Source organism: Sulfitobacter sp. HI0027 (assembly GCF_001634775.1).
Taxonomy (GTDB): Bacteria; Pseudomonadota; Alphaproteobacteria; order Rhodobacterales; family Rhodobacteraceae; genus Sulfitobacter.
The window spans coordinates 20,528-41,280 of the sequence record NZ_LWER01000098.1 but is presented as its reverse complement, the minus strand read 5'-3'; the positions used below and the strand labels follow the sequence as shown (position 1 = coordinate 41,280).

Here is a 20,753-nt window from a genome sequence, read left to right as displayed (position 1 = left end):
CTTCACTCCCCCTCTAGCAGGACGTACCGTGCCAGACCAGAATGCCCAGATCACATGGCGCGAGGGCCAAGTGCCCGTCTCGACCCAGTTCGATGATCCCTACTTCAGCCTAGAGGACGGCGCGGCGGAAACGGCCTATGTCTTTCTGGCGGGCAATGACCTGCCAGAGCGGTTTCGCCCCGGTTTTCACATCGCCGAACTGGGCTTTGGCACCGGGCTGAACCTGCTGCTGGCGTGGGACGCGTGGATGCGCGCGGGCCTTGACGGGCCGCTGCATTTCACCAGTTTCGAAGCCTACCCAATGCGGCCCGAGGATATGGCGCAGGCCCATGCGGCCTTTCCCGCGCTTGACGGGCGGCGCGATGCGTTGATGGCGGCGTGGGATGGCACCGGCGGCGTGTTGGAACTGCCCGGTCTGCGCGCCGAGATCATCATCGGTGATGCGCGGCGGGCCCTTCCCGCGTGGCAGGGGCAGGCCGATGCTTGGTTCCTCGACGGGTTCTCGCCTGCCAAGAACCCTGAGTTGTGGGGCGATGCTCTGATGGCCGAAGTCGCGCGTCACACCGCGCCGGGCGGCACCGCCGCGACCTATACCGCAGCAGGCTTCGTCCGCCGCGCGCTTGGCGCAGGCGGATTCGAGGTCACCCGCATCCCCGGCTATGGCCGCAAGCGCCACATGACCCGCGCGCGGATGCCCGCATGAGCCAGTCCAACAATATCCCGCTCGGCATCATGCTGATGATTGCCACCACGATGGTCTTTGCCGTGCAAGACGGGCTGTCGCGCCATCTGGCTGAGAATTACAATGTGCTGATGGTGGTGATGATCCGCTACTGGTTCTTTGCTGCCTTCGTCATCGCGCTGGCTCTGCGCAAGGCGGGTGGCATCCGCAAGGCCGCCGCGACCACGCAGCCTGCGGTGCAGATCCTGCGTGGCGTGCTGCTGTCGGCGCAGATATGTACGATGGTGCTTGGCTTTACGATCCTTGGGCTGGTGGAAAGCCATGCTGTCTTCACCTGTTATCCACTGCTGGTGGCGGCGCTTTCTGGCCCAATATTGGGTGAAAAGGTCGGTTGGCGACGTTGGGCCGCGATTGGTGTGGGGTTCATCGGGGTGCTGGTGATCCTGCAGCCGGGGCTGCGGGTGGTGGACCCTGCCGCCGCGATCCCGCTGGCGGGGGCGGCGATGTTCGCGGTCTACGGGCTGCTCACCCGCTATGTTGCGCGGCGTGACAATACGGCCACGAGCTTCTTCTGGACCGGTGTGACTGGCGCGGTGGTGATGACCGCCGTAGGCGTCTGGTTTTGGGAGCCGATGACACCGGGCAACTGGCTGTTGATGGGCACGCTCTGCATCACCGGGGTGACGGGCCACTGGCTGCTGATCCGCTGTTATGAGGTTGCCGAGGCGAGCGCCGTGCAGCCCTTCGCCTATACGCAGCTGATCTTTACCGTGATCATCGGCCTGTCGGTCTTTAACGAAGTGCTGCGCCCGAGCGTGGTGCTGGGTGCAGGCATGATCGTGGCGGCGGGGCTGTTCACCCTATGGCGCGAACGCCTTCAGCGTCGACCCGGTTAACTCTTCGCTAAAGGGGATCGGCAGCGGGTCTTTCCCCAGGCGGGCGCGGTAGACGGGCAGGCTTTCGGTCACCCGCATCACGTAGTTCTGCGTCTCGCGGAAGGGGATCATCTCAATCCAATCGACAATGTTGATTTCACCTTTGCGCGGGTCGCCATAGGTCGACATCCAGCGGCGCGGGCGGCTTGGCCCGGCGTTATAGGCCGCCGACATCATGGATACGTTGCCGTCAAACTGCCCGGCCATTTGCGACAGGTAAGTCGCCCCAAGCCGTGCATTGTAGTCGGGGTCGGCGGTCAGGCGGTCTGTGGTGTGCTGGCTAGAGATGCCCAGATCGCGTGCCACGTCTTTCGCCGTGGCGGGCATGATCTGCATCAAGCCCCGCGCGCCGACGCCGCTTTGGACGTTCGGGTCAAACTCGCTTTCGCGGCGCGCGATGGCGAGGGTCATTTCGGTGGCCATCGGCAGGTCTTTCTCGACCAGACTGTGCAGCGCGTAATAGGGGGCGGGCACTTCCAACCCGCGCTGCGCCGCGCGTTTGCCAATCATCACCGCAAGATGCGGCTGGCCTGCGTCGATCGCCGCCTGCCCCAGCAGGGCGATGTCTTCGGGCACCAGTTGCTCTGCCAGATGGGTCCAGAACCGCTCTGCGGTGGACAGCTCACCCGAGGCTTGCAACAGCAGCCCGGCTTCGAACAAGGGCGCGCGGGCGAGCGGAGATGTTCGCCAGTCTTGGGCAGGGGCCGCGCCCGTCAGCTTTTCGTCGAAGGGAATGCCGCCACGCTCAGCGGCCAGCAGCCCGTAGAAGGATGTCTGATACTTCGCCCCCATAGCATAGGCTTTGGCAGCCCCTTCGGCATCGCCCATCGCCTCCAGCGCGCGGCCTTGCCAATAGCCTGCGCGGCCTTGGCTGATCGGGGATTCCACAGCGTTGTCGTGGTTCTGGAAATGGCCCAATGCTGTTGTTGGGTCGTTCAGGAAGCGCAAGGCGATATAGCCTGAAAGCCATTCGAGATCGGCAAAGTCTGACCCGCTGGTCAGAAAGTGCTGCGATGCAATCTGATAGGCGGTTTTCGGGTCGCCATTGCGCATTTCATCGCGCGCCATGGCACGGCGACGGTTAGACCATTTGGGCGGCTGACCGAGGGCTGCGGCAGAGGTAGAACGCTGTAGCAGCAAGGCTTTGGCATCATCGCCAAACCCTTTACGGATACGCCATTCAAAGCGGTCATGCGCCAGCCCCGGCGCATCGGCCTTTGATGCAGGCAGGGCGTCGATCTTGGTGTTTACATCGCTTTCCAGCTTTTGCAGTGCGATGCGCGTCTCGGCCAGTGCCTTGTCGGCGCTGGACACCAGATCGAACATCTGCCGCGCTTCGGAATGCTCGCGCTGCCAGAGCATCTCTTCGAGCCGCGCCGAGTGATGCGGGGCCAGAAGGCTGCCGTGTGCGTCGACGAACAATTCCTGACTGGTGGCGTTCATCGGCATGGTGCGCCACGCCAGAACGAGGTTCGCCTCGGCCTCGCCGCGCTGGCCGCTGTCGATCAGTGCCTTGGCATGGGCCAGCACCCCGCGCGGGGTCTGCGGGGCCATGGCCGAAAAGAAATCCAATATGTCGTCTTGGGACTGCTTGATCACCGCCTCTTCGGTCTGCCGACGCAGATATGCCTCACCGGGCCAATCGGGCCTGCGGTTCAGAAAATCGCGTGCCTCGGCATAGCTGCCCCGCCCGGCGCGGAGCCGGTGCCATTCGATCACGTCGACGGCGACCTGCCCATCGCGGGCGGCCAAGGCCGCAGCCGCGTCCCAATTGCCGCTGCGCATCGCGTCCATCGCCCAGCCCAAAGGGCGCGGGCGCTGCGCTTCCGCAGGCACGGTCAGGACAAAAATACTTATGAGGATCGCCATCAGGCGCGTCATCGCTTGCATTTCCTACGTCTCCGGGGCTAGAGCCTTGCAACATATGGCTCGGGCGACGTTTATCAAACATTACCGCCCGCGAAAGTCTTCATCCAGTCCGGTTTCCGCCGGCCAGCACTTAAGGAGCGTGCACATGTTCAAAGGCTCTCTGCCTGCCCTCGTCACGCCGTTTCGCAACGGCGTGCTGGATCTGGATACGCTCAAGAAACTTATCGAATGGCACATCGGCGAAGGGTCGAGCGGGCTTGTCCCCGTCGGCACCACCGGCGAATCCCCGACGCTGAGCCATGCCGAGCATGAGACCGTCGTCGAAGAGGTGGTCAAAGCCGTCGCTGGGCGCATCCCGGTGATTGCCGGTGCCGGGTCGAACAATACGGTCGAAAGCATCCGCCTTGCCCGCCACGCCGAAAAGGTCGGCGCGGATGCGCTGCTGGTGGTGACGCCCTATTACAACAAGCCCACGCAACGCGGCTTGGTGGCGCATTTCACCGCCGTGCATGACTGCTGTGACTTGCCGATCATCATCTACAACATCCCCGGCCGTTCGGTCGTGGATATGCTGCCCGAAACGATGGGCGAACTGGCCCAACTGCCGCGCATCGTCGGCGTCAAGGACGCCACCGGCGATCTGGCGCGCGTCTGCGATCAGCGCATCACCTGCGGCCCGGATTTCTGCCAGCTGTCCGGCGAAGACGCCACCGCGCATGGCTTCAACGCCCAAGGCGGCGTTGGCTGTATCTCGGTCACCGCCAATGTCGCACCGCGTCTTTCCGCGCAGATGCAGGCGGCCTGCCTTGAGGGCGATTACGCCAAAGCGTTGGAATTGCAGGACCGTCTGATGCCGCTGCACAAGGCGATCTTTACCGAGCCGGGGCTGGTTGGCGTGAAATACGCCATGTCGCGGTTGGATCTCTGCTCCGACGAGGTACGTCTGCCGCTGACAGAGCTGACGGACCCGACCAAAGAACTGGTCGATGCGGGTCTGCGCTACGCGGGTTTGATGAACTAAGCCTGCTTGTTAAGCTGTGAATTTGAATGCAAGAGGGGGTGGAGACACCCCCTCTTTTGCGTTCAGCGTTTGCCGTAGTAGATGCCGACCACATGTTCCGCCTGCGCAAAGAACAGCCAGCGTGAGGTCAGCACCCCCGCCGCGTGGCTGAGCACCGCGAGGGCGGCGGCAAGGTGGTGGAACACGGGCGAGAGGAGCAGCAGCAGCGGCAGCAGCACCATCAGCGCAATCGCGATCACCCGCAGCTTCAGCGCGTGTTTGCGCCCGATCTGATAAACGAACTCTCGCAGCAGATAGTTGCTGCCAGTATGCGGCGGTTCAAAGGCGCGGACGCTGCTCTTGTCCCCCAGCCGCGTCGCTGAGGCGATATCGCTGCCCGACGCCGCAAGTGCGCGATCCCCGTGCCACCAAGTGGCGATCTGCACCACGCCCGCCAGCACCAGAAGCACCATCGCCGTCGTCACCTGTCCGGCCAGCAATGCGCCGCCTGCGATGCTAAGCGACAGGAAATTCAGCGGCGTCATCACGCTGTGCCAGCGCGGCACGGTTTTCATCTGGGTATAGATCATCGCCGTGGTCAGCACCGTCAGCAGCGACAGCGCCGCGCCAAGCAACCCCAGCGGCCAAAGCCGCGTGTCATAGAACACCAGCCCCGCGCCATAGGCTGCCATGGTCAGCAGGGCCGCGACCGAGGCCCAAGCCTCCCGGCTGAGCCAACTGCTGCGCCACTGGCTGAAAGCCTTGAGCGCGCGTTCGGGATGGCCAAGGTGGAAGGTCGAAGCAATCAACCCGCCCACCGCCAGCAGATAGGCCAGCGCGAAGAAAACGAAGGCCACCCAGCCGGTCACGGCAGGCAGGCCGATGCCAAGCCACGCCAGCAGGCCAAACCCCATGCCCGACAGGCTGCTGAACAGAATAACAGACGGTGCCGGATGCATCAGAGCTTCTCCAAAGTGCGGTCAAGCCAACCGAGGAACCCTTTGGGGCCGCTGTCGATCGGGGCAAGGAAGGGGGCCAGCACGTCGATATCGCCGCTGTCCTCTGGGCCTTGCAACTGGTCGCGCGGGCGGGGCGGGAGGTATTTATTGACTGGCTTGGTGCCCTGCTCCGGCATGAGGTCCAGACCGCCGCGCTCGGCCACCAATTGGCTCACCGCGCTTTCGGGATCGCCAAGATCGCCAAAGTGCCGCGCGCCAGCGGGGCAGGTGCGCACGCAGACGGGCTGTCGGTCTTCTTCGGGCAAGTTCTCGTTATAGATACGGTCGACGCAGAGGGTGCATTTCTTCATCACGCCCGCGGCCTGATCCATCTCGCGCGCGCCGTAGGGACAGGCCCATGCGCAGAGGCCACAGCCGATACAGTCGCTCTCGTTGACCAGCACGATGCCGTCCTCGACGCGCTTGTAGCTCGCCCCTGTGGGGCAAACGGTGACGCAGGGCGCGTCATCGCAGTGCAGGCAGGATTTCGGGAAGTGGACGAGTTGCGCGGCACCGGCCTCGGGCTGCACTTCATAGCTGTGCACGCGGTTGAGAAAGGTGCCCGACGGGTCCGCGCCATAGGCGTCTTGGTCCGACAAGGGCGCGCCGTAGTTCTCGGTGTTCCAACCCTTGCAGGAGATCACGCATGCATGGCAGCCGACACAGGTATCAAGGTCGATCACAAGGCCGAGTTTGCGGTCGGTCTGTTGTGGGAGCGTGGTCATGGCTGGCGGTCCTGAGGGGTCTTGAGCGGTGCGGCGCGGAGGGAGGCGGTCATTTGCCCACCTTCCACGCAATGTCCTGCGGCGCGGGCGGAACGGGGGAGCGTTGCGGCGGAATTTCCGGCTGCGCCTCGGCGGGGGCGTCGGTCTTTTCGATATGCACTTTAAGGTCGAACCACGCGGCCTGTCCGGTGATCGGGTCGGAGTTCGACCACCGCAAACCGTCGCCTTTGGGTGGCAGCAATTCGTGGATCAGGTGGTTGAGCAAGAAGCCCTTGGTCGCCTCGGGCGCGTCGCGGTCCAGCGCCCATGCGCCTTTGCGTTTGCCGATGGCGTTCCATGTCCAGACCGTTTTGGGGTTCAGGGCCGCCATCTCCATCACCGGAACGGTAATCCCGCCGTGCGGAGAGGTCACGTGCGCCCAGTTGCCGTCCTGCAGCCCCTTGGCGCGCATGATCGCGGTGGGCAGGTAGAGCGGATTGTGCCCGTGCAATTGCCGCAGCCAAGCGTTCTGACTGCCCCATGAATGGTACATCGCCATGGGCCGTTGGGTGAGGGCGTGGACATCATAGCCCTGCGTGCCTTCAGGGTCGCTTTCATACCAGATTGGCAGGGGCGACATGGTCTGCTTAATCCGGTCGCGCAGATGGTCAGGGGGCTGGCGGTCGCCGTGGCCTTCGGCGGCAAGCTGAAAGCGGCGCAGCGGCTCGACATAGAGCGAAAACAGATAGGGCTGCGGCGCGTCATAGATGCCCATGCCGACGGCCCAATCTTGATAGGCGGCGTTCCACGGCTTGTAGTAATTCGCGCCCTCGGGGATGTGATTGACGAAGAAACCGCCGTTTTCGATATAGCGGTCGATCTGCTCGGGGTTCGGCGCCCCGCGTCCGGCGTCTTTGCCATCTTCACCGCGGAACCCGGCCAGCGGCCCAATGCCCGGACGGCGTTCGTGGCTGGTAATGTAGTCGGCGTAGTCTTTGTATTTCTGGCTGCCGTCCTCGTTCACGAACCCCGGCAGGCCAAGCTTCGCGCCCAGATCACAAAGCGCCGACTGAAAGCCGCGCACGTCGCGGTTGGGCTCTACCACGGGCCAACGGATCGCATCGGCGGCGGCGTCGGCCTCGCTGATCGGGCGGTCGAGCAGTGAGATACAGTCGTGCCGTTCAAGGTACGTCGTGTCGGGCAGGATCAGGTCCGCATAGGCCACCATCTCCGAGGAATAGGCATCGGAGTAGATGATCCGAGGGATGACGTAGTCGCCATTCTCGTCGGTATCGGTCAACATCTCCATCACCCCGCCGGGGTTCATCGAAGAGTTCCACGACATATTGGCCATATACATGAACAGCGTGTCGATCTTGTAGGGATCGCCTGCATGGGCGTTAGAGATCACCATATGCATCAGCCCATGGGCCGACATCGGGTTTTCCCATGTGAACGCCTTGTCGATCCGCGCCGGGCTGCCATCGGCGCATAGCGCCAGATCGTCGGGGCCATGCACGAAACCCAGATGCGGCCCGTCGAGCGGCCCGCCGGGCGTGGCTTTGCAATGTGGTTTGGGGTGCGCGGTGGCAGGTTTGGGGTAGGGCGGTTTAAAGCGGAAACCGCCCGGCACTTCGACGGTGCCAAGGATGATCTGCAACACATGCAGCGCCCGGCAGGTTTGGAACCCATTGGCATGGGCCGAGATGCCGCGCATGGCGTGGAAAGAGACCGGGCGGCCTGTCATCGTCTTGTGATGCTCGCCGCGGAAGTCGGTCCATGCGTGCTCAAGCTCGAACGCTTCGTCAAAGGCGACGCGCGCCAGTTCGGCTGCGATGGCGCGGATGCGCGGGGCGGGGATGCCACAGCGCTCAGCCACGGCTTCGGGCGTGTACTCTTCACCCAGATATTGCTCGGCCATCTGGTGAAAGACCGGGCGGTGCGTGATGCCTCCCGTGCGGTAGGTGGCGGCAAGGTCGGGGCGCACGCCGGGCTGGTCAAAGGGGGTCAGCTTGCCGGTCTTGCGGTCGACCACCAGCGCCTTGCCGTCCTCATCGCGCAGTTGCAGGCCATACTCCGGCGACTTCGGGTCGCTGTTCAGTAGCACCGGGGCGTCGGTGTAACGCGCAAGGTAATCCAAATCGATGCGCCCCGCCTTCATCAGGCAGTGGATCAGCGACAGGATGAACAGCCCATCGGTGCCGGGCGTGATGCCGACCCAATCGTCGGCAATGGCGTTATATCCGGTGCGGATCGGGTTCACCCCGATGACCCGCGCGCCGCGTTTCTTCAGCTTGCCCAGACCCATCTTGATCGGGTTGCTGTCATGGTCCTCGGCCACGCCAAACAGCATGAACAGCTTGGTGTGGTCCCAATCTGGCTGGCCAAACTCCCAGAACGCGCCGCCCATCGTGTAGATGCCCGCCGTGGCCATATTGACCGAGCAGAAACCGCCATGGGCCGCGTAGTTCGGCGTGCCGAAAGCCTGCGCCCAAAGGGACGTGAAGCTTTGCGACTGGTCGCGTCCAGTGAAGAACGCCAACTTTTCAGGCGCTTCGCGGCGTAGGGGCTCCAGCCAGTCGGTGGCGATCTGCAACGCCTCGGTCCAACTGATGCTCTCGAACTCGCCCGAGCCACGCGGGCCGACCCGTTTCATCGGATTGCGCAGGCGCGCGGGGGAGTTGTGTTGCATGATCCCGGCAGAGCCTTTGGCGCAGAGCACACCTTGGTTCACCGGATGGTCGCGGTTGCCCTCGATGTAGGCGACTTTGCCCTTTTTCATATGCACGTTAATGCCGCAGCGGCAGGCGCACATGTAGCAGGTGGTCTTGCGAACCTCGTCCGAGACCTTGGGCGACAGATCAAGCGGCGGCTGGGAATGCGTCATGGGCGGGCTGGGTCTTTCAGCAGGGCGAGCGCTTGGCGCGCGATATGTTTCTCTTCGGCGGCGGGGATGACCCAAGAGGGAATATTTCCCGCCCAGCGAAGGTTTGCAAGAACCTTTTCCCTCACCTCGGAATCGTTTTCGCCGATGCCCCCGGTGAAAGCGATGCCGTCGATCCCGCCCATGGCAGCGATCATCGACCCCGCCTGCCGGGTGATCCAGTAGCAAAAGTGGTCACGGGCGAAGCGGGCGGCATCGCTGTCTGTTTCCGCCAGTTGCCGCATGTCGGCAGTGAGGCCCGAAAGCCCCAGCAAACCGCTTTCGTGATGCAGCAGTGTCTGCGCCTCTTCCAACCCCATGTCGCGCACCAGATGCAGCACCGCGCCCGCGTCAATCTCACCCGCGCGGGTGCCCATGGTCAGCCCGCCGAGCGGCGAGAAACCCATCGTAGTGGCGACCGATTGCCCCTCTAGGATCGCGCAGAGTGATGCGCCATTGCCCAGATGCAGCGCCAGCAGGCGGCGGGGAAGGTCTGCGCCCGTGGTCTGGGGGAAATTCTGCACGAGGCTTTCATAGCTGATGCCGTGAAACCCATAGCGACGCAGGGCGGCCGTTTCGGCCCGGTCGGGCAAGGCGTAGCGGCGGGCGACATCGGGGTTGCTGCGGTGAAAGCCGGTATCAAAGGCGGCGACTTGCGGCAGGTCGGGCAGGAGCGCTGCCAGCGCGTCGATTGCGCCGAGGTGGTGCGGATTGTGCAGTGGCGCCAGCGGTTGAGCCTCGGCGATGGCGCTTCGGACGGCAGGCGTGATTGTCGTTGTCTCGGCCAGATCCGGGCCGCCATGCACGACACGGTGGGCGGCGGCCGTCAGGTCAGCGCCCGCAATCCCTTTTTGTTGCAGCCCGTTCAGAATGGCGCGGAAGGCGGTCTGGTGGTCAGGCAGATCAAGGCGCACCGGCGGAGCGTCTCCCAGACGCAGCGCGCCGGTCTGGCCGATGCCCTGCGCCTCAATCCGCAGACGCTCGGCCAACCCGCCGTCAAAGACCGCCGCCTTGATAGACGACGATCCCGCGTTGACGACAAGCACCAGCGCTTGGGTCACGCCTCAGACCTGTTGCGGGCGCATGTCATCCCGGCTGATTCCAGCGACAGAGACGGGTTTCTTCATCGCGTCCCGCCGGAAGGGCTCGCCCAACTCTTGGTTCAGCAGCACTTCGATGAAGGTCGTCTTGCCCTCGTCCATCTGCGCCTTGACCGCGCGGTCGAGTGCGTCGGTCAACTCATCCATCGACGACACTTGTACGCCCTCGACGCCGCAGGCTTTGGCCACCGCGGCATAGCTCACGTCCTGCGCCAATTCGGTGCCGACAAAATTGTCGTCGAACCACAGCGTCGTGTTCCGTTTCTCCGCGCCCCACTGGTAGTTGCGAAAGATCACCATGGTCACGGCGGGCCAGTCGTCGCGGCTGACGCTGACCATCTCGTTCATCGAAATGCCAAAAGCGCCATCCCCGGCAAAGCCCACCACAGGCACATCCGGGCAGGCAATCTTGGCCCCGCAGATCGCCGGGAAACCGTAGCCGCAGGGGCCGAAAAGGCCGGGGGCGAGGTATTTTCGGCCTGCCTCAAATGCCGGATAGGCGTTGCCGATGGCGCAGTTGTTGCCGATATCGGAGCTGATGATCGCCTCTTTCGGCAGGGTTTTCTGGATTGCGCGCCATGCCATGCGGGGGGACATCTTTTCCGGCTCGCGGTCGCGGGCGCGTTCGTTCCATGTGGTGCCGGGGTCGTCATCCTCATGATCCATTGAGGTGAGTTCCTGCGCCCATGCGGATTTGGTCTGGGCGATCAGGTTGCGCCGTTCCTCGCGGCCTGCGTCGCCCGCGCTGTCGCTCAGCCCGTCAAGGATCGTGCGCGCCACCTTACCCGCGTCGCCGACGATGCCGACGCTGACCTTCTTAGTCAGGCCGATGCGGTCGGGGTTGATGTCGACCTGAATGATTTTGGCGTCTTTGGGCCAATAATCGATGCCGTAGCCCGGAAGTGTGGAAAAGGGGTTGAGCCGCGTACCGAGCGCCAGCACCACATCGGCCTTGGCGATCAACTCCATCGCCGCTTTCGAGCCGTTGTAGCCCAGCGGCCCGACCGACAGCGGGTGCGAGCCGGGGAAGGCGTCATTGTGCTGGTAGCCGCAACAGACAGGCGCATCGAGCCGTTCGGCCAGTTTGCGTGCGTCGTCGATTGCGCCGCCGATGACCACACCCGCGCCATTCAAGATCACCGGGAACTTCGCGTTTGAAAGCAGTTCTGCCGCCTCGGCGATGGCCGTCTCGCCGCCGGAGGGCCGCTCGAACTCGACGATGGCGGGCAGGTCGATGTCGATCACTTGGGTCCAGAAATCGCGGGGAATGTTGATCTGCGCAGGGGCGGAGTGGCGTTTGGCTTGCAGGATCACCCGGTTCAGCGTCTCGGCGATGCGGGTCGGGTCGCGCACTTCTTCTTGATAGGCGACCATGTCGCGGAAGAGCGCCATCTGCTCGACCTCCTGAAAACCGCCCTGGCCAATGGTCTTGTTCGCCGCCTGCGGGGTCACCAGCAGCAGCGGGGTGTGGTTCCAATAGGCGGTTTTCACCGGCGTCACGAAATTGGTAATCCCCGGCCCGTTCTGCGCGACCATCATCGACATGCGCCCCGAGGCGCGGGTGAACCCATCCGCCATCATGCCGGAGTTACACTCATGCGCGCCGTCGTAGAAGGTGATCCCGGCGGCGGGGAACAGATCGGAGATCGGCATCATGGCCGAGCCGATAATGCCAAAGGCCGTGTCGATCCCATGCATCTGAAGGGTTTTGACGAAGGCTTCTTCGGTGGTCATTTTCATGGGTCGATCCTTTGGGCGTGGGGCAAAGCTTGGGGCAAATTACGGGTAGCCGCGGGCGGGGGTTAGGGCCAGAATTGGCCTAGCCCTAGGGCCAGATTAGCGCAGGCGGTCGATCTCTTCGGCGATCAGGCCAACCCCTTCGCCGATCCGTGCCGCGGGGATGGAGGAATAGGCCAGCCGGTAGTAATTCGTGGCCCTCTCTTCGCCCGCGAAAAAGGCGTGGCCGGGTTCAACCAGAACGTCCCGCGCGCGCAGGTTTTCGGCCAGTTGCGCGGTATCAACGCTTTCCGGCGCGCGCATCCAGAAGGACGATCCGCCATAGGCACCCCGGCCGGAGACGCGCAGGCCGTGCGTCTCAAGCGCTTCCTCCATGACGCGGCGACGCTCATGCAAGGCCAGCCCCATGCGACGGATCTGCGCGTCGTAATGGCCCAGAGACAGGAAATAGGCAGCAGTGCGCTGAATATGCCCCGGCGGGTGGCGCAGGACCGAGGCGCGCAGCGCGCGGGCCTCACGGATGAACGGCTCAGACCCCACCAGATACCCCAGCCGGAGCCCCGGAAAAAGCGATTTGGAGAAGCTGCCGACATAGATCACCCGCCCCTCATCATCGAGCGACTTCAGCGCGGGCGAGGCGGGTTTGAGGAAGGACATCTCAAACTCATAGTCATCCTCGACGATCAGCGCCTCAAGCGCGCGGGCGCGGGCCAAGAGCGCGCGGCGGCGGTCCATCGGCATGGTCGCATTGGTCGGGCATTGGTGGCTGGGCGTGGTGAAAATTACATCAGTGTCGGGGGGGATCGCCTCAGGCGGGAGGCCGTCTTGATCCACGCGCACCGGGGTGATGTGGCAGCGGGACTGGCTCAGGATACCGCTGAGCGCCGGATAGCACGGGTCTTCCAAAACGGCGCGGCGGCGTTGGGTCAGCAGCACCTGCGCGGTCAGCCAAAGCGCGTTCTGCGCGCCAAGCGTGATGAGGATTTGCTCGGGCCGTGCCGAGACGCCGCGCCGGGGCAGGATGTGGCGGGCAATGAACTCAATCAGTTGCGGGTCGTCTTGGTCGTAGTAATCGGTCGTCATCGAGGTGAAGTCGCGTTGGCCCAAGGCTTGCAACGCGCAGAGCCGCCAGTTCGCGTGGTCGAACAGCGTCGGGTCGGCTTGGCCGTAGATGAAAGGGTAGCGGTAGCTGGCCCAGTCCTGCGGTTTGGCGGCCAGCCCATTGGCGCTGAAGCGTTGGCCGATGGCGCGGGTCCAATCGATGGCGTCATCGGCCTCGGCCCGGGGCGCAAAGGCTGGGGGCGCGGGGGCGTTGTCGGAAACGAAATACCCCGACCGCCCGCGCGAGGTGAGGTAGTCATTCGCCAAAAGCTCGGTATAGGCGATGGTGACCGTGATCCGGCTGACGCGAAGATGCGCTGCGAGCTTGCGGGTGGAGGGCAGCTTCTCACCCCGCTGAAACCGACCCGAGAGGACGCCTTGAGCGATCATCTGTTGGATCTGCTGTTGCAGGGTGCCTTGCGCATCGGGGCGCAGGAAAAAGGTTTCGACGGGCAGGGCCATGGGGCGAAGGTTAGGCTGGCCTTAGGGGGAGTTCAATCTGGCATTACGGCCTGTCGAATTTACTTCGGCGCGTTGCCCGCACTTCCGTTCACCCTGCACCTCGCCTAAAAGTGTCGCATGAGCATCTCCGCCCCTCTTTTGATCGCCGTTGACGGCGGTGGCACCGGCTGCCGCGCCGCCATCGGCACGCAGCGTGATGGCATTCTTGGCCGTGCAACTGGGGGGCGCGCCAATATCGGCAATGACCCGGACAGAGCGCTCGCAAACCTGCGCGGCGCGGTGGAGGCGGCAGCGGCCGAGGCGGGGCTGCCCCTCACGGCACTTAAGGACGCCACGGCGTTCATCGGGCTCGCGGGAATGAACGTCGCGCAAGACGAAGCGCGGCTGCGCGCGGCGCTGCCCTATGCCCGGATCCACGCCGACGATGACCGCCCCGCCTGCGTGGTCGGCGCGCTTGGCGAAGGCGTGGCAGGCTGGCTGCTGGCCATCGGCACGGGTACGATTGTGGCCGCGACCGACGGCACGGCGTATCGCTATGTCGGAAGCTGGGGGTTTCATCTGGCCGATCAAGGATCAGGCGCATGGCTGGGGCGCGGCGCGTTGGATTTTGCGTTGCAATGCCATGACAGGGTGCTGCCGCACAGCGACCTGACCCGCGCTTTGTTGGCGGATTTCGGCGATGATCCAGAGGCTCTCGTTTCCTTCAGCCTGACAGCTCAGCCCGGAGACTATGCGGCATTCGCGCCCAAGGTCATCGCGGCTGCCGAGGCTGGGGACCGCCACGCGCAGGCACTGATGCAAGAGGGGGCGGCCTATTACCTCCGCGCGTTGAAGGCGCTGGATTTCGCGCCCGGCGACCCGCTCTGCCTGCTGGGCGGGATTGGCCCGCATTACGCGCGTTGCCTGCCAGAAGACCATCTGTCGGGGCTGATCGCGGCGCGCGGCACGGCGCTTGATGGGGCGTTTCATCTGGTCTGCAAGGCCGCAGCGGAAGAGGTTTTGCCATGAGCGAGATCGCGAGGGTTTTCACCGGGGCGGATATTCACGATGGAAAGCATCTGCACCACGGCAAGGTGCTGGCGCAGATGCAAGACGGCAGCCGCCGCATCCTTGCCTTTGAAGATGTGCCGCAGGGCATGCCGACAGAGCGGCTGCAGGCGGGGGTGCTCTGTCCCGGTTTCGTCGATCTTCAGGTCAATGGCGGCGGCGGGGTGATGTTCAACGATAGCCCCGATGCGGCCACCCTGCGGCGCATGGCCAAGGCGCACCGCAGCACGGGTGTCGTGGCGCTTTTGCCCACCTTGATCACCGACACGCCCGATAAAACCGAAGCGGCGATTGAGGCTGTCGCGGCTGCTATCGCCGAGGGGGTGCCGGGCATTATCGGGCTGCATCTGGAAGGCCCGCATCTGGCGCTATCGCGCAAGGGCGCGCATGACGGGGCGTTGATCCGCCCGATGGAGGCGGCGGATCTTGCCCTGATCCTGCGCGCCGCCGCGCTGCTGCCGAACCTTATGGTGACGGTCGCGCCGGAAAACACCAGCGCCGCGCAGATCGCCGCGATGGCCGAGGCCGGGGTCATCGTTTCGCTTGGCCATAGCGACGCGGATTACGAGACCTCTATGGCTGCTTTTGATGCGGGCGCGCGCTGCGTCACGCATCTGTTCAACGCGATGAGCCAGATGGGCAACCGCGCGCCGGGATTGGTCGGGGCGGCGCTGGCGCGAGACGGGGTTCACGCGGGGCTGATTGCCGATGGCATCCATGTGCATCCCGCCAGCATGCGCAACGCGCTGGCGGCCAAGGGCGAGGGGATTTTCCTCGTCAGTGATGCCATGGCGACGGCGGGCTCTGATATCGCGGGCTTCACGCTCAACGGGCGCGAGGTTTATCGCGCGGACGGGCGGTTGGCCTTGGCGGATGGTACCCTGGCGGGGGCGCACCTAGCGTTGGGCCGCGCGGTCCGCACGCTGATCCATGCGGTGGGAGAGCCGTTGGAAACCGCCTTGGCGCGGGCGATTTCGGGGCCGCTGGCACTGTTGCGCGATGACATGGGTCTGGGCCGGATCGAAAGCGCGGGCCAACCTTTGCTGCTGTTCGACCCCGAAAGCGGTGCGGTGGACCTGCTCGCCTAGCCTGCGACAAGCCGCCAGAAGAACACCGCGCTCATCCCAAAGCCGATGGCGGCGATCAGCCAGCGCACGGTTTGTTTCGGCAAGGCCCGCGCCAGCGGCGCTCCGGCATAGCCCCCTGCCGTGGCGGCCAGCATCATCAGCAACGCCTGCGGCCATGCGACCAGCCCGGCCAAGGCAAAAACCGCCACGGAAATCGATGAGAGCACGAAGCTCAGCCCGTTCTTGAGCCCGTTCATCCCGTGCAGGTCAGTCATCCCCCAAAGCGCGAAGAGGGCCAGCAGAACGATGCCCAAGCCCCCGTTAAAATAGCCGCCATAGACGCTGACCGCGAACAGGCCGAGCGCGCCTTCGGGTGTGACGCCGCGGGCATGGGATGCGGCAAAGGCGCGGATGCGGTCGCCCAGCAGGAAGGCCAGCGTCGCCGCGAGGAGCAAGAAGGGCACGACAACCGAAAAGGCCGCGTTGGACGAGACCAGCAGCAGGCCCGAGCCAACCACACCGCCCGCCAGCGTGATGAGGCTAAGCCGCAGCAACCGCTTGCGGTCAAAACCGCCCAATTCATCGCGAAAGCCGAAAGCCCCGGCAAGGTAGCCGGGAAACACCGCCACGGCACTGGTGGCATTGGCCGCCACAGGCGGCATCCCGGTAAAGACCAGCGCCGGAAAGGTCAGAAAGGTGCCGCCCCCGGCGATGGTGTTCAACACGCCCGCGCCAAAGGCCGCGATCAGCAAGATCGCGATATCGCTTAATGTGGTCATTGTCCCTCCCCACGCCATGCGGCGCTTGGAACCCTGTTAGGATCAAATCACGGCGATGCCAAGATGGGGGGGAGGCACGAAAAAGGGCTCCGACCGATGGTCGAAGCCCCAATAGCGCGAAATCGCGCGATGTCAGCCGTTTATGGGCAAGCTGCGACGTAGCGCTGGCCGTTGGAGTTCTGGTACACACATTTGCCGGACTGAGTCTGGCCGATGTAGTTGCCAGCCGCCGCACCAGCGAGACCGCCGATGATTGCGCCTTGAACCTTGTCGTCACCGCCTGAAACAGCAGCACCTGTGGCTGCGCCGAGGGCTGCACCTGTCAGGGCGCCTTGGCTGGGCGTGGTGCCGTTACAAGCGGCAAGAGTGGCGACCAGCGGAACGGCGATAAGGAATTTCTTCATGTCTTTCTCCCAAGTTACTCATTTGCCAACGCGGGGGGATTGGAAGAGGTTCCCGCGAAAGCGATGGATGTTAAGAAAAATTTTCAACGCGGGTGTGCGCGGCAATTTTCCATCTGTTGTCATGTTCGGGCAAGACAGAGGTTTAGATAGACGAAGGCGGCACCGGGTCAACCGATGCCGCCTGTCGCAGGCCTGAAAGCGCGGTTTTACGCCGAAGCGAAAACCCGGCCCAACGCGCCATCCACTGCGGTGATAATCTCATCAATATCATCGCGCGAGGCGATTAGCGCGGGCGAGAAACACAGCGTGTTGTTCTTGCCGGGCAGGGAGCGGTTGGTGGCCCCGATGATCACCCCTTGGGCCATGCAGTCCCCAACGACGGCCTGAATACGCTTTTCCTCGACGGGGTCGCGGCTGTCGCGGTCAGTGACCAGTTCGGCGCCCAAGAACAGCCCCTTGCCGCGCACATCGCCGATCACCTTGTGTTTGTCGGCCAGCGCATGAAGCTGCTCCAGCATGTAGTGGCCCATGTTGGTGGTGTTCTCCAACAGGTTCTCGCGTTCGATGATGTTCATGTTCTCGATGCCCGCGGTCGGCCCCGCGGTGCAGCCACCAAAGGTCGAGATGTCGCGGAAGTAGTTCAGCGGATCGCTGGCATCGTCCTTGAACATGTCAAACACGGCATCGGTCGTGACCAGACAGGCGATGGCGGCATAGCCTGAGGCGACGCCCTTGGCCATGGTCACCATGTCTGGCTGGATGCCGTAGTGCTGATAACCGAACCATGTGCCGGTGCGCCCGACGCCGCAGACGACCTCATCGATATGCAGCAGGATGTCGTATTTGCGGCAAATCTCTTGCACGCGCTCCCAATAGCCCTCGGGCGGGCAGATCACGCCGCCGCCTGCGGTCACCGGCTCTAGGCAAAGCGCGCCAACGGTTTCCGGCCCTTCGGCGAGGATCACCTTCTCGATCTGGTCGGCAGCCCAGACACCGTAGTTTTCCTGTGGCGCGCCGTCCTGCTCAAAACTGCGGTATTCAAGGCAGTGCGGCACCCGCACAAACCCCGGCGCGAAGGGGCCGTATTGTGCGTTGCGCTCGTCCTGCCCACCCGCCGAGAGGCAGCCGATGGTGGTGCCGTGGTAGTCGCGGTCGCGGTAGAGGATCTTGTGCTTCTTGCCGCCATAACGTTTGTGCGCGATCTGGCGGACCATTTTGAAGGCTTTCTCATTCGCCTCGGAGCCCGAGTTGCAGTAATAGACGCGATCAAGGCCGGGCATCTTGTCCAGCAGTTTCTCGGCGAAATGAGAACCGGGGATCGAGCCTGCGGAACCGGCGAAATAGTTCAGCTTGATCAGCTGGTCGCGCACGGCATTGGCGATGCTTTCACGGCCATAGCCTACGTTGACCGTCCAGACACCACCGGACACGGCATCAAGGTGCTCTTTGCCCTTTTGGTCCCAGACCCGCATGCCCTTGCCTTCGACAATGATGCGCGGGTCGGTCGTTTCATAGGGTTTGTGCTGGCTCAGGTGGTGCCAGATATGCGCGCGGTCGGCTTCGACAACGCGGGAGATGTCGTTCTCGTTGAAATTGCCGTCCATGGGGCAAACCTTTCTGTGCGAGTGGGCGAACCCACGAATGAAGCCCGCGCAGAGGCGGGGAATGTGCCTATCACATCACCGCGAAAGTTGCGCCACAAGTAGTGCCAGTTAGGTTTGTTCCTTAAGGCCAGCCGCCGGCGCAGATTTCTTTTAAAGAAATCGGGGCGGACTTTTTTAAAAAGTCCGGGGCCTTAAACGAAAACGCCGGGGTGGTGCCCCGGCGTTCAAGTTTACTTCGATTTCGGGCCGCTCTTGCCGCCCTGCTTGCCGATCTTATTCGGCGGGGTGAAGCGTTTGGACGGGTCGGACGCCCGTTTGTAGGACTTCTCACCGCCCGGCGTGGTGGCCGAGGTTGTCGGCTTGCCCTTGCCTTTGCGCGGTGCATCGCCTGCGGGCTTTTCCTTTTTCCAAACGGCTTTCGCCTTGGGCTTGCCGGTTGTTTCGCCGCCAGACTTAGGCTTGGGCGTCGCACCGGGCTTCATCGGACTGCGCTCGGTCTTGTGCGACTTTGGCGGGCGTTCGCCCTTGGGCGCGCGCGGTTTGTCGAACTTGGCCTTGTCGTATTTCGGCTTGTCGAACGACGCCGCACCGGGGCCATCCGCCGCTTTGGCGCGGGGTTTGCGCGGGGCGGGGGCGGCATCGGGATCGTAGTTATCACGCGGCGGGCGCGGGCCACGGTCGCGATCACCCTTGTAGCCGCCACCCGGCTTGGGGCCACGGTTGCCGCCGGGTTTCGGACCACGGGCCAGATCGGGGGCTTTGTCGAGCTGCGTCAGCACCGCGCCTTCTTCCAGCTTCATGTCGCCGCCAAGTGCGCTCAGCAGACCGGGAACCGAGGTTTCCAGCACTTCGACAAAGCTATGGCTGCCCTGCACACGGATCGCGCCGATATCGTCTTTGGTCAGATCACCGCGCCGGCAAAGCATTGGCAGCAGCGTGCGCGGCTCGGCCCCGTCGTTGCGACCGGTCGAGATCGAGAACCAGACCGATTTGCCAAAGGCCGGGCGCGGTTTGTCGTCGCCGGGCGCACCGGGTTCTGCCAGTTCTTCCGGCGCGGATTGGCGCGCGCGGTAGAGGTTGACGAAAGCAGTGGCCAGTTGCTCGGCCGAGAATTGCTCGACCAGATTGGCGACAAACCCTTCGGCATCTTCCGGGATCGGGTCGGACCATGCGGAATCGGCCAGCAGGCGGGCTTCGTCTGCGGCGTTGACTTCGGCGGCGGAGGGCGGTGCCGCCCATTCCACTTTTAGCTTCGCGCCACCGATCAGACGGTTCGCCTTGCTGCGCAGTTTCGCAGGCACGATCAGGGCGGAAACACCCTTGCGCCCGGCGCGGCCTGTGCGGCCCGAACGGTGCAGCAGCGTGTCGGAGTTGCTGGGCAGATCGGCGTGGATCACCAGTTCAAGGTTCGGCAAGTCGATGCCGCGTGCGGCGACATCCGTCGCAATACAAACGCGGGCCCGCCCGTCGCGCAGCGCTTGCAGGGCGTTGGTCCGCTCAGACTGCGTCAACTCACCCGACAGCGCCACGACCGAGAACCCCCGGTTGGTAAAGCGCGTGGTCAGACGCGCCACGGCGGCGCGGGTGTTGCAGAACACGATGGCGTTTTTGGCCTCGTAAAAGCGCAGCACGTTGATGATCGCGTTTTCAGTGTCACGCGGGTGCACATTCAGCGCGCGGTATTCGATATCGCTGTGCTGTTTGGCTTCGCTCACAGTGGTGATGCGCTGCGCGTCGCGCTGGTAGGATTTCGCCAGTTTGGCAATCGCCGCAGGCACGGTGGCCGAGAACAGCAGCGTGCGGCGCTCTTCGGGGGATTCGGAGAGGATGAACTCAAGGTCTTCGCGAAAACCGAGGTCGAGCATCTCATCCGCTTCGTCCAGCACCACGGCGCGGATCGCGTCGAGGTTGATATTGTTGCGTTTGATGTGGTCACACAGACGGCCCGGCGTGGCGACGACGATATGTGCGCCCCGGTCCAGCGCGCGGCGCTCGGTCCGGGTGTCCATGCCGCCGACACAGGTGGTAACCACTGCGCCCGCTTTGCCATAAAGCCAGGTCAGTTCGCGGCTGACCTGCATCGCCAATTCGCGTGTGGGCGCGATAATCAGCGCCAGCGGTGCGCCTGCTTGGCCGAAATGGGTATCGTCCCCCAAGAGTGTCGGCGCGATGGCGAGGCCAAAGCCCACCGTCTTGCCCGACCCGGTTTGGGCGGAAACCAGAAGGTCTTGATCGTTCAGCGCGGGGTCTGTGACGGCCTCCTGTACGGCGGTAAGTGTTTCATAGCCCTGTTGGGCAAGGGCATCGGCAATAGTCTGGATCACGAAGGCTGTCCTGTCTT

At 63.9% G+C, this 20,753-nt stretch carries 16 protein-coding genes; 5 read left to right on the top strand and 11 right to left on the bottom strand.

Annotated features, from left to right (window positions below):
- Window positions 1–28: 28 nt before the first annotated feature.
- Both mnmD and A3722_RS05370 read left to right on the top strand, forming a co-directional pair.
- Window positions 29–703, top strand: coding sequence for a tRNA (5-methylaminomethyl-2-thiouridine)(34)-methyltransferase MnmD (mnmD, locus tag A3722_RS05375; RefSeq protein ID WP_067629270.1), 675 nt, complete (start codon window positions 29–31; stop codon window positions 701–703).
- Window positions 700–1,578 carry a DMT family transporter gene (locus A3722_RS05370; protein ID WP_067629268.1) on the top strand — a complete coding sequence of 293 codons (879 nt, stop codon included), beginning with the start codon at window positions 700–702 and terminating at the stop codon, window positions 1,576–1,578. The genes mnmD and A3722_RS05370 overlap by 4 nt, the downstream gene beginning before the upstream one ends.
- Here A3722_RS05370 and A3722_RS05365 read toward each other — a convergent pair.
- Window positions 1,543–3,507, bottom strand: coding sequence for a transglycosylase SLT domain-containing protein (locus A3722_RS05365; RefSeq protein WP_201721970.1), 1,965 nt, complete (start codon window positions 3,505–3,507; stop codon window positions 1,543–1,545). The two genes, A3722_RS05370 and A3722_RS05365, sit on opposite strands and share 36 nt — an antisense overlap.
- Before the next feature lie 124 nt (window positions 3,508–3,631).
- On the opposite strand from A3722_RS05365, the gene dapA reads away from it, so the two are divergent.
- Entirely contained in the window at window positions 3,632–4,507 is an 876-nt protein-coding gene (gene dapA, locus A3722_RS05360; RefSeq protein ID WP_067631039.1) for a 4-hydroxy-tetrahydrodipicolinate synthase, read from the top strand.
- Window positions 4,508–4,569: 62 nt separating this feature from the next.
- Here dapA and A3722_RS05355 read toward each other — a convergent pair whose 3' ends face one another.
- The 6 genes from A3722_RS05355 to pdxR form a co-directional block, all read right to left on the bottom strand.
- Window positions 4,570–5,445 (bottom strand): dimethyl sulfoxide reductase anchor subunit family protein, encoded by an 876-nt coding sequence (locus A3722_RS05355; RefSeq protein WP_067631040.1) that lies wholly within the window; start codon window positions 5,443–5,445, stop codon window positions 4,570–4,572.
- On the bottom strand, window positions 5,445–6,209 hold the full coding sequence (locus A3722_RS05350; RefSeq protein WP_067631050.1) for a 4Fe-4S dicluster domain-containing protein: 765 nt from the start codon (window positions 6,207–6,209) through the stop codon (window positions 5,445–5,447). The genes A3722_RS05355 and A3722_RS05350 overlap by 1 nt, the downstream gene beginning before the upstream one ends.
- A 49-nt stretch (window positions 6,210–6,258) precedes the next feature.
- The gene (locus A3722_RS05345; RefSeq protein ID WP_067631051.1) at window positions 6,259–9,075 is read right to left on the bottom strand and encodes a molybdopterin oxidoreductase family protein; all 2,817 of its coding nucleotides are present in this window, start codon (window positions 9,073–9,075) and stop codon (window positions 6,259–6,261) included.
- On the bottom strand, window positions 9,072–10,172 hold the full coding sequence (locus A3722_RS05340; protein WP_067631052.1) for an acetate/propionate family kinase: 1,101 nt from the start codon (window positions 10,170–10,172) through the stop codon (window positions 9,072–9,074). Before A3722_RS05340 ends, A3722_RS05345 begins: the two co-directional genes overlap by 4 nt.
- Window positions 10,173–10,175: 3 nt before the next feature.
- Window positions 10,176–11,951, bottom strand: a complete 1,776-nt coding sequence (gene xsc, locus A3722_RS05335) for a sulfoacetaldehyde acetyltransferase (protein ID WP_067631053.1) — start codon at window positions 11,949–11,951, stop codon at window positions 10,176–10,178.
- 96 nt (window positions 11,952–12,047) lie between these two features.
- On the bottom strand, window positions 12,048–13,511 hold the full coding sequence (gene pdxR, locus A3722_RS05330) for a MocR-like pyridoxine biosynthesis transcription factor PdxR (RefSeq protein ID WP_067631056.1): 1,464 nt from the start codon (window positions 13,509–13,511) through the stop codon (window positions 12,048–12,050).
- A 117-nt stretch (window positions 13,512–13,628) separates the two neighbouring features.
- On the opposite strand from pdxR, the gene A3722_RS05325 reads away from it, so the two are divergent.
- Both A3722_RS05325 and nagA read left to right on the top strand, forming a co-directional pair.
- The gene (locus tag A3722_RS05325) at window positions 13,629–14,519 is read left to right on the top strand and encodes a BadF/BadG/BcrA/BcrD ATPase family protein (RefSeq protein WP_067631061.1); all 891 of its coding nucleotides are present in this window, start codon (window positions 13,629–13,631) and stop codon (window positions 14,517–14,519) included.
- Window positions 14,516–15,646: an N-acetylglucosamine-6-phosphate deacetylase gene (gene nagA, locus A3722_RS05320; protein WP_067631063.1), complete on the top strand. Its 1,131-nt coding sequence runs from the start codon at window positions 14,516–14,518 to the stop codon at window positions 15,644–15,646. The genes A3722_RS05325 and nagA overlap by 4 nt, the downstream gene beginning before the upstream one ends.
- Here the strand turns inward: nagA and A3722_RS05315 are convergent.
- The 4 genes from A3722_RS05315 to A3722_RS05300 form a co-directional block, all read right to left on the bottom strand.
- Window positions 15,643–16,404 carry a sulfite exporter TauE/SafE family protein gene (locus A3722_RS05315; protein ID WP_067631064.1) on the bottom strand — a complete coding sequence of 254 codons (762 nt, stop codon included), beginning with the start codon at window positions 16,402–16,404 and terminating at the stop codon, window positions 15,643–15,645. The two genes, nagA and A3722_RS05315, sit on opposite strands and share 4 nt — an antisense overlap.
- Window positions 16,405–16,544: 140 nt before the next feature.
- Window positions 16,545–16,808 (bottom strand): glycine zipper 2TM domain-containing protein, encoded by a 264-nt coding sequence (locus A3722_RS05310; protein WP_067631066.1) that lies wholly within the window; start codon window positions 16,806–16,808, stop codon window positions 16,545–16,547.
- Window positions 16,809–17,014: 206 nt separating this feature from the next.
- Window positions 17,015–18,412, bottom strand: a complete 1,398-nt coding sequence (locus tag A3722_RS05305; RefSeq protein ID WP_067631069.1) for an aminotransferase family protein — start codon at window positions 18,410–18,412, stop codon at window positions 17,015–17,017.
- Between the two features lie 230 nt (window positions 18,413–18,642).
- Window positions 18,643–20,736: a DEAD/DEAH box helicase gene (locus A3722_RS05300; RefSeq protein WP_067631072.1), complete on the bottom strand. Its 2,094-nt coding sequence runs from the start codon at window positions 20,734–20,736 to the stop codon at window positions 18,643–18,645.
- Window positions 20,737–20,753 lie beyond the last annotated feature (17 nt).

Excerpts from the sequence above, each read along its gene's own strand:
- A3722_RS05370 (WP_067629268.1), top strand. The coding sequence starts at position 700 with ATGAGCCAGTCCAACAATATCCCGCTCGGCATCATGCTGATGATTGCC.
- A3722_RS05365 (WP_201721970.1), bottom strand. The coding sequence starts at position 3,507 with ATGCAAGCGATGACGCGCCTGATGGCGATCCTCATAAGTATTTTTGTC.
- dapA (WP_067631039.1), top strand. The coding sequence starts at position 3,632 with ATGTTCAAAGGCTCTCTGCCTGCCCTCGTCACGCCGTTTCGCAACGGC.
- A3722_RS05355 (WP_067631040.1), bottom strand. The coding sequence starts at position 5,445 with ATGCATCCGGCACCGTCTGTTATTCTGTTCAGCAGCCTGTCGGGCATG.
- A3722_RS05350 (WP_067631050.1), bottom strand. The coding sequence starts at position 6,209 with ATGACCACGCTCCCACAACAGACCGACCGCAAACTCGGCCTTGTGATC.
- A3722_RS05345 (WP_067631051.1), bottom strand. The coding sequence starts at position 9,075 with ATGACGCATTCCCAGCCGCCGCTTGATCTGTCGCCCAAGGTCTCGGAC.
- xsc (WP_067631053.1), bottom strand. The coding sequence starts at position 11,951 with ATGAAAATGACCACCGAAGAAGCCTTCGTCAAAACCCTTCAGATGCAT.
- pdxR (WP_067631056.1), bottom strand. The coding sequence starts at position 13,511 with ATGGCCCTGCCCGTCGAAACCTTTTTCCTGCGCCCCGATGCGCAAGGC.
- A3722_RS05325 (WP_067631061.1), top strand. The coding sequence starts at position 13,629 with ATGAGCATCTCCGCCCCTCTTTTGATCGCCGTTGACGGCGGTGGCACC.
- nagA (WP_067631063.1), top strand. The coding sequence starts at position 14,516 with ATGAGCGAGATCGCGAGGGTTTTCACCGGGGCGGATATTCACGATGGA.
- A3722_RS05315 (WP_067631064.1), bottom strand. The coding sequence starts at position 16,404 with ATGACCACATTAAGCGATATCGCGATCTTGCTGATCGCGGCCTTTGGC.
- A3722_RS05310 (WP_067631066.1), bottom strand. The coding sequence starts at position 16,808 with ATGAAGAAATTCCTTATCGCCGTTCCGCTGGTCGCCACTCTTGCCGCT.
- A3722_RS05305 (WP_067631069.1), bottom strand. The coding sequence starts at position 18,412 with ATGGACGGCAATTTCAACGAGAACGACATCTCCCGCGTTGTCGAAGCC.